Here is a 10,486-nt window from a genome sequence, read left to right as displayed (position 1 = left end):
GCTCGCGGCGGGCCGCGCGCTGCGCAACGCCGGCCTGGGCGTCGGCGCGCTGCTGGCCACCGTGTGCCTCACCGGCGGTGCGCCCGCGCTGCGGGGGCTGGCGGCCGGCACCGGGATCGCCTATCTCGTCGCGGCGGCCCTGGCGTGGTCGGTGCGCCTGCACGCGGATCCGGCCGCCGCCGCCGGACCCGGAGACGACGGGCCCGCGCCCCGCCTGCGTACACTGCTGGCCGCCAACGTGGTGTACGTCTTCTGCCTCAACGTCCCCGAGATCGCACTCCCGTTGGTGCTGGTGACCCAGCTGCACGCCTCGCCGGTGTGGTCGGCGGTCATCTTCGTCCCCAACACGGTGCTCGTGGTCTCCCTGCAGGTTCCGCTCACCGTGCTGCTGTCACGCTTCCCCCGGCGGAAGGTGCTGGCCCTCGCCGGCGTGATCCTCACCGCGTCGTACGCCGGCTTCCTCCTGGCCACCTCGATGGGCGGGGGCTGGGGCGCCCCAGCCGTCGCCGCGGTGTCCGTCCTGTGCACGATCGGGGAGATCGTCTACGCCGGCAGCGCCACCGCCCTCGTCACCCACCTCGCCCCGCCCCGGGCGCTGGGCCGTACCCTCGCCCGCTTCGAACTCTCCACGGGCTTCGGCCTCGCGGTCTCCCCGGCGGCCATCACCGCCCTGGCCCCGCACGGCCCGGCCGCGCTGTGGGGCACGCTCGCCGCCGCGACCCTGGCCTCCGCCGCGGCCGTCGGCGCGGAGAAGGACCCAAGCGCTACTGCGCCGTCCCGGCCAGCAGCCACCGCCGTACCGGCACCTCCAGCAGCACGCGTCCCGTCCCGGGGCGGGTCGGGGCGGTGACGTCCCAGCCGTACTTCGCCGCGAACGCCGCGACGACGCCGGGCGGGAACCGGTCGCCGTGGATGGTCACCTCGCCCTCGGCGACGACCGGGGAGCGGCCGTCCTCCAGGGCCAGCGAGACCCTCGGCTCGGCGCGCACGTTCGCGACCTTCACGGAGAAGTCGTCGGTCCCGATCCACCACGTCGAGCCCTCGTACACGAACCAGACGGGCGTCACGTGCGCCGAGCCGTCCGGACGCACCGTGCACAGCCAGACGTTCCGCTCCTCGGCCAGCCGGGTACGGACGGCGGGCGCCAACTCCTCCACAAGATCACCCATACGGCGATTCGACCAGAGCCGCCCGGGCGCGCGCATCGGCACAGGGCTCGGACGTTCGTCCTAGGACCTGTTACACCGCCCCCTCGCCCCGCAGCGCGGCGATCGCCTCCTCGTCGTAGCCCAGGCCGTGCAGGACCGCGTCCGTGTGTTCGCCCACCGCCGGCACCGGGTCCATCCGGGCGCCGAGGCCGCCCAGGGACGCCGGGGGCAGCAGGGCCCGGACCGGGCCGCCCGGGGTGGACACCTCGCGCCAGCGGTCACGACCCGCCAGGGAGGGGTGGTCCCAGAACTCCTGGAGGGAGTTGAGCCGGGCGTTGGCGACCCCCGCCCGGTCCAGCAGCTTCACCGCCTCCTCGGCGGTCAGCTCCGCGAACCGGGCGGCGACGATCGCGTTCAGCTCCGCGCGCCGCGCCACCCGGGCCGAATTGCGGTGGAAGCGCGCGTCCGTGGCAAGCCCGCCGTCATCGAGGAACACCGCGCAGAAGGAGGCCCATTCGCGCTCGTTCTGGATGGCCAGCAGCACGGTCCTGCCGTCGCTCGCGTCGAACGGGCCGTAGGGGGCGATCGTCGCGTGCTCGGTGCCCACCCGGGCGGGCTGGGTGCCGGAGTAGGCCGTGTAGTACGCGGGGGAGCCCATCCACTCGGCGAGGGCCTCGAAGAGCGCCACCTCCACCGGGCGGGCGACACCGGTGACCCGGCGCTCGTACAGCGCGGTGAGGATGCCCGAGTAGGCGTACATGCCCGCCGCGATGTCCGCGATCGAGATGCCCGCCCGGGCGGGCGCCTCCGGCGTCCCCGTGAGCGCGACGACCCCCGCCTCGCACTGCACGAGCAGGTCGTAGGCCTTGCGGTCCGACCACGGACCCTCGTTGCCGTAACCGGAGATGTCGCACACGATCAGCGACGGGTGCCGCCCGGCGAGTTCGGCCGCGCCCAGGCCCAGGCGGCGGGCCGCGCCCGGCGCGAGGTTCTGCACGAAGACGTCGGCCCCGCCCAGCAGCCGCTCCAGGACCTCCCGGCCGCCCGGGGTCTTGATGTCGAGGGTGAGGGACTCCTTCGACCGGTTCAGCCAGACGAAATAGCTGGACTGGCCGTGCACCGACTCGTCGTAGGCACGCGCGAAGTCACCGGCGCCCGGCCGCTCCACCTTGACGACGCGCGCACCGAGGTCGGCCAGCTGGCGGGTGGCGAACGGCGCGGCGACGGCCTGTTCCAGGCTGAGGACGGTGATGCCTTCGAGGGGGAGGCGGGTCATGCGTGCTCCGTGGGCCGGGGGAAGGCTGACCGCGGCAGCGCGGCGGCACCCTTCCGGTCGGGACCGGCCGGCAGGCCGGGGACTTCGGGGCCGCAGTCTGCCAGCTCGGCGGCGGAACCCCGCGCGGGGCGGTGGCGCGGGTGCCGTGGGTCTCCCCGGCGCGTCACAATGACCTCTGCTGTCACCGTACGAGGGGGAGCGCGTGCAGGCGGGGGAGTGGCTGGCGGGGAGGTACCGGCTCGACGCGCGGCTGGGCCGCGGCGGTATGGGCGAGGTGTGGCGGGGTTTCGACGCCTCCCTGGACCGGGACGTGGCCGTCAAGCTCCTCCCCGACGCGCCCGCGGAGGACGAGACCGTGGCCCGGTTCCGGCGCGAGGCACTGATCGGGGCGCGGCTGCAGCATCCGGGGATCACCGTCGTCCACGACGTCGGCCGGCACGACGACCGGCTCTTCCTCGTCATGGAGCTGCTCCACGGCTCCGATCTGGCCGCGTTGCTCGCCCGCTCGCCCGGTGGACTGCCGGTGCCGGAGGCGGTGACGCTGGCCGCCCAGGCGGCCGAGGCGCTGGCGGCGGCGCACGCCGGGCAGGTGGTGCACCGGGATCTCAAGCCCGCCAACCTCTTCCTGCTGGCCGACGGCCGGCTCAAGGTGTGCGACTTCGGCATCGCCCGCGCGGGGGACCTCTCCACCGCGCTGACGGCGACGGGCTGGATGATCGGTACCCCGCCCTACATGGCCCCCGAGCAGTGGCGCGGCGAGCCGGTGGACGCGCGCTGCGACCTGTACGCGCTGGGCTGCGTGGTGTTCGAACTGCTCACCGGCTCCCCGCCGTTCGGCAACGACGCGCATCCGCTGGCCGTGATGCGGCGGCATGTGGAGGACGCCCCGCCCCGGCTGCGCGAGCGCCGCCCGGACGCCCCGGCGGCGCTCGACCGCCTGGTCGGACGGCTGCTGGCGAAGGACCCGCGGGGGCGGCCGGAGTCGGCCGATGCGGTGGCGGTGGCGCTCCGGGAGCTCGGCGGGGCGCCGGTCGTCCCCCGGGTGCGTACGCCCGAGCCCGCCACGGCGGAGGAGAACCGGGAGCTCATTGTTCGGCTGGTGGACAAGGCCGAGCGGGAGCTGGGGGACGCGCTGCCACTGCACGATCACCGGGTCGTGGCGGTGTACCTGGAGTTGGCCCGGATCGCGGCACACGTCGACGTTTCCCTCAGCGAGCGGGTACTCGGGGCCGCGGAACGGCTGATGCGGGAGCTGGCGCGGCGTGACCGGAGGCTGTTCGGCGACTCGCTGTCCCTGATCCAGCAGATGCCGGACCGGTGGGCACCCGTGCACGCCGCCCGCTTGCTCAACGAGGCGTTGCAGAGCACGTTCACCCTCACCGGGACGGACCGCGACCTCCTCTTCAACCACATCCTGCGGGCCTTGGCCTTCGCGGATCACGAGCGGGCCGCCGCACTCGCCCCTCGGTTGCCCGACCACCCCAACAACGACTTCCGGGGCGAGATCTACGCGGCCGCGGCCGCGGCGGTGGCGGGCAGCGACGAACCGCGGGCCGAGGCCTACCGGCGGCTGATCAAGCGTGCCTTCTGGAGGAGGACGGCGGACGTCAGCATCCGCGCAAGGGTCGCCGCCGCGGCGGAGAACACCGAGGACGCCCTGCGCTCGGTGGAACGGCTGGGCGAGCCGGGCGACCGTGTGGAGGCCGTGTGCGAACTGGCGGTCGCGTGGGCGGGCACGCGCCCCGAGGAGTCCGGGGAGCTGCTGGAGCGCGCCGAACGCTACCTGGAGCTGGCCGTCCGGGACAGGATCGCGGAGCTGCGCGAGACAGCCGCGGCGGCCTCCGAGCGCTCCGCCCTGGTCGAGGCGGCGCGAGCGCAGAACACGGTGGACCGGATCCTCGGCAGCGAACCCGGGGAGCGCCTGGGGGACCAGAGACTGGACTCGCTGCGGCTACGGCTGGACCGGGCACGGCAACACATCGAGGCGGTCGGCAGGAACACCGTCACCCCGCAGACCGCGCGGGAGCAGCTCGACAGCACCCCCGGTGCGGACCCCGTCGACCGCGCGTCCCACCTGGCCTCCGTCGCGGGCAAGCTGCTGCCCCCCTCGGCCGAACCGCTCCCGGAAGCCCTGGCCCCGCGCGGCGCCACCCCGCCCCCGCGCCACAGCGCGCCGACCGTGGTGGCCGCACCAGCACACCGGCCGGACAGTCGCCGCCCGCCCGGCACCGAGCTCTGGCGCTCGGACCGCGCGTCCGTGACCGATGCCGCCGCCACCGCCGACGTCGTGCTGTGGACCGCCGAGGACACCGCCGGCGCGCTCTCGGCCGCCACGGGACGCTTCCTGTGGTCCGCCGAGGGCGACAACGGCGTCTACGCCCGCCCCAAGGCGGCCGGCCGTACGCTGCGCGGTGCGGTGGCCGCCGACCTGTTCTGCGTCGCCGTCGGCGGTGTCGGCGCACCGGGCGTACGGGTCGTGGCGCGCGACGTACGCGACGGCCGGGTGCGCTGGTGGACCGATCTGCCGGACGCGGTGCGCGACGAGGCGGGCAACCCCTTCCTCGTACACGGCGACTTCGTCGTCCTGTACGGCAGGGACTTCATGACCGCGCTGCACCGCGACACCGGCCGCGTGGCGTGGACGGCCCGGTCCACGGTCGCCGGCCCACGCCACGCCGCGGCCGGTCACGGGCGGATCGCCGTCGTCGACGGACCCGAGATCCGCTGCCTGGACCTGGCCACCGGACGGCCCTGCTGGTCGCGCTCGCGCGACCTCGTACCCGAGGGCACCGCCGCGACCTCCCTGCTCCATCTCCGGGACGGCACGTCCGTGCTCGCCCTGGACGCCGAGACCGGCGTCGGCGCCTGGCGGTACGAGGTGCTCGGTCCGCCGGGCACCGGACTGCCGCACATCACGGACGGACGGCTGTACGCCACGGCCGGCAACCCGTCCGCCAAGGGCGACCGGCTCTACGCCCTGGACGCGGCCACCGGCCGCCTGCTGTGGGACCGCACGGTCGCCAACCACAACAGCCGCTCCTGCCGTACCGACATCGTCGGGGTCCAGGGCGGCCTGCTCGTCGTCAAGGCGGCCGACGGCGGCACCGTCAGGCTGGGGCGTACGAAGCGGCCGCCGTTCCTGCAGGCGTACGACGCCAGGACCGGAAAGCCGTGCTGGACCTGGGAGAACGCCGGGATCAGCCACCGCCCCGCCGTTCTCAGCGGCGGCGGCGTCGTGCTGCCCTGTCCGTACGTCTCGGCGATCGCGCTGCCGTCCGCCTGAGGGCAGGAGACCTCACAGCACCCGCCGCCCCTTTCCCAGCGAGATCACACCGCCCGGGGAGACCGTGTACAGCTCCTTGTCCCGGTCGCCGTTGACGCCGATCGTCGCGCCCGCCGGGACCTCGACGTTCTTGTCCAGCACCGCCCCCCGTACCACCGCACCCCGGCCCACCCGCACGTTGTCGTGCAGCACCGCCCCCTGCACCACCGCGCCCGGCGAGACGACCACGCCGGGGGAGAGGACCGAGCGGGTGACCTGGCCGCGGATCACGCAGCCGGGGCTGACGATCGACTCGCTCGCGATGCCGCCCGCGCAGAACCGCGCCGGCGGCAGCTGGCCGGGGTGGGTGTAGATGGGCCACTGGCGGTTGTCCAGGCTGAACACCGGCGGATCGGAGATCAGGTCCATGTGCGCCTCGTAGTACGAGTCCAGCGTGCCCACGTCCCGCCAGTAGCCCTGCTCGCGGACCGGCTCGCCGGGCACCCGGTTGCCGCCGAAGTCGTACAGCTGGGCCTGGCCCTTCTCGGTGAGCGCGGGCAGGATCGAGCCGCCCATGTCGTGCACCGAGTGCGGGTCGTCGGCGTCCTGCTGGAGGGCGTCGATGAGCGCCTTCGTGGTGAACATGTAGTTGCCCATGGAGGCGAACACGCGGTCCGGGTCCCCGGGCAGGCCCGGCGGGTTGGCGGGCTTCTCCAGGAAGCTGTCCACCTGGCTGCCGTCCCCGCCCGGCATGATGACCCCGAACCCCGACGCCTCCGTGCGCGGCACCCGGATGCCGGCGACCGTCACGCCCGCGCCCGAGTCGATGTGCTGGCGCAGCATCTGGCGCGGGTCCATCCGGTAGACGTGGTCGGCGCCGAAGACCGCGATGTAGTCGGGCTGTTCGTCCTGGACGAGGTTCAGGGACTGCAGGATCGCGTCCGCGCTGCCCAGGTACCAGCGCGGGCCCAGGCGCTGCTGGGCGGGGACCGGGGTGACGTAGTTGCCGAGCAGGCTCGACATCCGCCAGGTGGTGGTGACGTGCCGGTCCAGGGAGTGCGACTTGTACTGGGTGAGGACGCATATCCGCAGGATGTCGCCGTTCACGAGGTTGGACAGCACGAAGTCGACCAGCCGGTAGGTGCCGCCGAACGTCACCGCGGGTTTGGCCCGGTCCGCCGTCAGCGGCATCAGGCGTTTGCCCTCGCCGCCCGCCAGCACGATCCCCAGCACCGAAGGTCCACCGCGCATCGCTGCCCCCTCTAGGACGTCTTGACCAGTTCCCCGTACACGGCCGCCGTCCGCCGGGCCACCGCGTCCCAGCCGAACTCCCGTACCGCCCGCTCCCGTCCGGCCGCGCCCATCCGCCCGGCCTCGCCGGGGTCCGCCAGCAGCCGGCCGAGGGCTTCGGCGACGCCCTGCTCGAAGGCGTCCGCGCGGGCCGGGTCGTACGGCACGAGCAGTCCCGTGCGCCCGTCGTCGACGACCTCGGGGATGCCGCCCACCGCCGAGGCCACGACGGCGGTGCCGCACGCCATCGCCTCCAGGTTCACGATGCCCAGCGGCTCGTACACCGACGGGCACACGAACACCCGGGCATGCGTGAGCAGCTGGACCACCTCCGCGCGCGGCAGCATCTCCGGCAGCCACACGACCCCGTCGCGCACCGACCGCAGCTCGGCGAAGAGCGCCCGGAACTCCGCGTCGATCTCCGGGGTGTCCGGCGCGCCCGCGCACAGCAGCAGCTGCGCGTCCGGCGGCAGCAGCCGCGCCGCGCGCAGCAGATGGGGCACGCCCTTCTGCCGGGTGATGCGGCCGACGTACACCGCGTACGGGCGGCCGGGGTCCAGGCCCACGCGGCGTACGACGTCGGTCGCGGGGTCGGGGCGGTAGAGCGCGGTGTCGATCCCGTTGTGCACCACCCGGACCCGGTCCGGATCCAGCGCCGGATAGCAGCGCAGGATGTCCTCGCGCATCGCGCCGGACACCGCGATCACGGCGTCCGCGGCCTCGATCGCCGTACGCTCCGCCCAGCCGGACAGGGCGTAGCCGCCGCCCAGCTGCTCCGCCTTCCAGGGGCGCAGCGGCTCCAGCGAGTGCGAGGTAAGGACGTGCGGAACGCCGTAGAGCAGCTTGGCCAGATGGCCGGCCAGATTGGCGTACCAGGTGTGCGAGTGGACCAGATCGCAGCCCGCGACGGCGGCGGTCATCGACAGGTCGACGGAGAAGGTGCGCAGGGCGTCGTTGGCGTCCGCCAGGTGCGGCCACGCGCCGTGGCGCCGCACACCGTCCGCCGAGCCCTCGCCCCAGGCGTGCACGGTGAGCTGCTCGAGCAGCGGCCGCAACTCCCGGGCCAGGAACTCGACATGGACCCCGGCTCCGCCGTAGACGTCCGGCGGGTACTCGCGGCTGAGCAGCGCCACTCTCACACGTAACCCCCGTCGTCGCGGCCGGTCCCCTCATGGTCACTCCGGATGCCGCGCGGGGGAAGACCCGCTGCGCCCCTTGCCGTCTCGGGGCGCGGGTGGTAGCCGTATCTGACGAGTCGTCAGCTCTGGCCGAGAGGTGCGCGCATGCCCGTCACCGTGATCCGCTTCAACCAGGCCACGCCGGGCCTCGATCCGGCCGAGGTCTCCGCGCGCTACCGGGCCACCGTGGAGATGGCCGCCTTCGCCGAGGAGCGCGGCTTCAACATGATCACCCTGGAGGAGCACCACGGCGCCGACGACGGCTGGAGCCCCGCCCCGCTGGTCACGGCGGCGGCGCTGCTGGCCGCGACGCGGCGGATCAACGTCATGGTCTCCGCCGCGCTCACCCCGCTGTACGACCCGCTGCGCCTGGCCGAGGAGGCGGCCGTCGCCGACCACCTCGGCGGCCGGCCGGGACGGCTCAGCCTGGTCGCGGGACTCGGCTACCGGCCGCAGGAGTACGCGGCGTTCGGGCGCGAGTGGAAGGAGCGCGGGCGGCTGCAGGACGAGGTGCTCGAGACCCTGCTCGCGGCCTGGACCGGGGAGCCGTTCGACTACCGCGGGACGCGGGTGCGCGTCACCCCGCCGCCGCTCACCCGGCCGCATCCGCCACTGCTGGTCGGCGGCTCGTCGCGGGTCGCAGTGCGCCGGGCCGTACGGCTCGGGCTGCCGTTCTTCTCGGCGGCGTACAAGCCGGAACTCGTCGCGTACTACCGGGAGCTGGCCGCCGCGGCCGGACTGAAGGGCGGCTTCGCGCTGCTGCCGCCGGAGCGGACCCGGCTCGTGCACTGCACCGAGGACCCCGAGCGGGCCTGGGCGCTGTACGGGCGGCACTTCCTGCACGAGGCGCGGACGTACGCCTCCTGGTACGAGGAGGGCCAGACGTCGGCGGTCCTCACGGCGGGCAGCACGGCGGGCGAGCTGCGCGCGGAGGGCGTGTACGCCTGCCTCACCCCCGAGGAGTGCGTGGCCGAGGGCGCGGGGGCGACATTCGTGCTCCACCCGATGTGCGGCGGACTGCCCGTGGAGGGTGCCTGGGAGAGTCTGCGGCTGTTCGCCGACAAGGTGCTCCCCGCGCTGCAGGCGCCGGCCTGATCACGTATCACGACCGGTACCGAAAATTTGCGTGACACTTCCGGTAGGGTTGACGCACCCTCGGCGGGCCTTCAGAGGGTGCGGAGCGTTGACGGAGGTGGCACCGGTGGCCAGGGACCAAGTCAAGGGCAACGAGGCCGACAACGGCACACCCAGGGTGACGATCACGGAGATCGCCCGGGAGGCCGGGGTCTCCGTGCCGACCGTCTCCCGTGTCGTCAACGGGCGTTCCGACGTCTCGCCCACCACCCGCGCCCGCGTCGAGGACCTGCTCCACCGGCACGGCTACCGGCGCCGCTCCACCGCGCCCGGGGACCGGGCGGCACTGGTCGACCTGGTCTTCAACGATCTGGACAGCCCCTGGGCCGTCGAGATCATCCGCGGCGTCGAGGACGTCGCGCACGCGGCCGGCGTCGGCACGGTGGTCTCCGCGATCCACGACCGGGCCGGCTCCGCCCGGCAGTGGATGACCAACCTCCGCGCGCGCGCCTCCGACGGCGTCATCCTCGTCACCTCGGTCCTCGAACCCACCCTGCACGAGGAGTTGCGCCGCCTCGGCGTCCCCCTCGTCGTGGTCGACCCCGCCGGGGCACCCGCGCTGGACGCGCCCACCGTCGGGGCGACGAACTGGGCCGGGGGCATGTCCGCCACCGAGCATCTGCTGGGGCTCGGCCACCGGCGTATCGGGTTCATCGCGGGCCCGCCGCGGCTGCTGTGCTCGCGCGCCCGCCTCGACGGCTACCGGGCGGCGCTGGAGGGGGCCGGGATGCCGGTCGACGACGAGCTGATCGTGCAGGGCGACTTCTACCACGAGTCCGGCTTCACGGGCTGCAACACCCTGCTGGACCGGGCGGATCCGCCCACCGCCCTGTTCGCGTCCAGCGACCAGATGGCCCTGGGCGCCATCGAGGCCCTGCGCCGGCGCGGGCTGCGGGTGCCCGAGGATCTGAGCGTGGTCGGCTTCGACGACCTCCCCGAGGTCCGCTGGTGCGCGCCGCCGTTGACGACGGTCCGCCAGCCGCTGTCGGAGATGGGCAAGCTGGCCGTACGGACCGTGCTGGGCCTGGCGCAGGGGGTGGAGCCCGCGTCGCCGCGGGTGGAGCTGGCGACGGAGCTGGTGATCCGGGCGAGCACGGGTCCGCGGGACTGACGCCCGACCGAGCCCCGGCCCCGGCGGGCCGCCGCCCCGGCCGGGGTTCGGCATGCCCGCGCCGGCGGGCTGCGCACCCGTCGCCCG

8 protein-coding genes are annotated in these 10,486 nt (G+C 74.4%); 4 read left to right on the top strand and 4 right to left on the bottom strand.

Translation table 11 applies throughout. From position 1 onward, the window contains the following. On the top strand, positions 1-850 hold an 850-nt coding region (locus AB0M28_RS29200; RefSeq protein WP_365411413.1), incomplete at its 5' end, for an MFS transporter. On the opposite strand, the gene AB0M28_RS29195 is transcribed toward AB0M28_RS29200, so the two are convergent. Further along, entirely contained in the window at positions 765-1,169 is a 405-nt protein-coding gene (locus AB0M28_RS29195; protein WP_365411410.1) for a pyridoxamine 5'-phosphate oxidase family protein, read from the bottom strand. The two genes, AB0M28_RS29200 and AB0M28_RS29195, sit on opposite strands and share 86 nt — an antisense overlap. Positions 1,170-1,239: 70 nt before the next feature. Then, positions 1,240-2,424 (bottom strand): CaiB/BaiF CoA-transferase family protein, encoded by a 1,185-nt coding sequence (locus tag AB0M28_RS29190; protein WP_365411407.1) that lies wholly within the window; start codon positions 2,422-2,424, stop codon positions 1,240-1,242. A 202-nt stretch (positions 2,425-2,626) separates the two neighbouring features. Between AB0M28_RS29190 and AB0M28_RS29185 the strand changes: the two genes are divergently transcribed. After that, positions 2,627-5,707 carry a protein kinase gene (locus tag AB0M28_RS29185; RefSeq protein WP_365411404.1) on the top strand — a complete coding sequence of 1,027 codons (3,081 nt, stop codon included), beginning with the start codon at positions 2,627-2,629 and terminating at the stop codon, positions 5,705-5,707. Between the two features lie 12 nt (positions 5,708-5,719). Here AB0M28_RS29185 and glgC read toward each other — a convergent pair whose 3' ends face one another. Both glgC and glgA read right to left on the bottom strand, forming a co-directional pair. Beyond that, entirely contained in the window at positions 5,720-6,937 is a 1,218-nt protein-coding gene (glgC, locus tag AB0M28_RS29180; RefSeq protein ID WP_365411401.1) for a glucose-1-phosphate adenylyltransferase, read from the bottom strand. An 11-nt stretch (positions 6,938-6,948) separates the two neighbouring features. Continuing rightward, entirely contained in the window at positions 6,949-8,115 is a 1,167-nt protein-coding gene (glgA, locus tag AB0M28_RS29175; protein ID WP_365411398.1) for a glycogen synthase, read from the bottom strand. Positions 8,116-8,259: 144 nt separating this feature from the next. On the opposite strand from glgA, the gene AB0M28_RS29170 reads away from it, so the two are divergent. Both AB0M28_RS29170 and AB0M28_RS29165 read left to right on the top strand, forming a co-directional pair. After that, positions 8,260-9,249 carry an LLM class flavin-dependent oxidoreductase gene (locus tag AB0M28_RS29170; RefSeq protein ID WP_365411395.1) on the top strand — a complete coding sequence of 330 codons (990 nt, stop codon included), beginning with the start codon at positions 8,260-8,262 and terminating at the stop codon, positions 9,247-9,249. A gap of 106 nt (positions 9,250-9,355) precedes the next feature. Then, the gene (locus AB0M28_RS29165) at positions 9,356-10,399 is read left to right on the top strand and encodes a LacI family DNA-binding transcriptional regulator (protein ID WP_365411392.1); all 1,044 of its coding nucleotides are present in this window, start codon (positions 9,356-9,358) and stop codon (positions 10,397-10,399) included. Positions 10,400-10,486: the final 87 nt, after the last annotated feature.

The sequence above is a fragment of the Streptomyces sp. NPDC051940 genome, assembly GCF_040680895.1.
In the GTDB taxonomy this organism is placed as follows: domain Bacteria; phylum Actinomycetota; class Actinomycetes; order Streptomycetales; family Streptomycetaceae; genus Streptomyces.
Note: the sequence above shows the minus strand (reverse complement) of the source record. Positions and strands in the feature narration are given on the sequence as shown.

Excerpts from the sequence above, each read along its gene's own strand:
- AB0M28_RS29170 (WP_365411395.1), top strand. The coding sequence starts at position 8,260 with ATGCCCGTCACCGTGATCCGCTTCAACCAGGCCACGCCGGGCCTCGAT.
- AB0M28_RS29195 (WP_365411410.1), bottom strand. The coding sequence starts at position 1,169 with ATGGGTGATCTTGTGGAGGAGTTGGCGCCCGCCGTCCGTACCCGGCTG.
- AB0M28_RS29190 (WP_365411407.1), bottom strand. The coding sequence starts at position 2,424 with ATGACCCGCCTCCCCCTCGAAGGCATCACCGTCCTCAGCCTGGAACAG.
- glgC (WP_365411401.1), bottom strand. The coding sequence starts at position 6,937 with ATGCGCGGTGGACCTTCGGTGCTGGGGATCGTGCTGGCGGGCGGCGAG.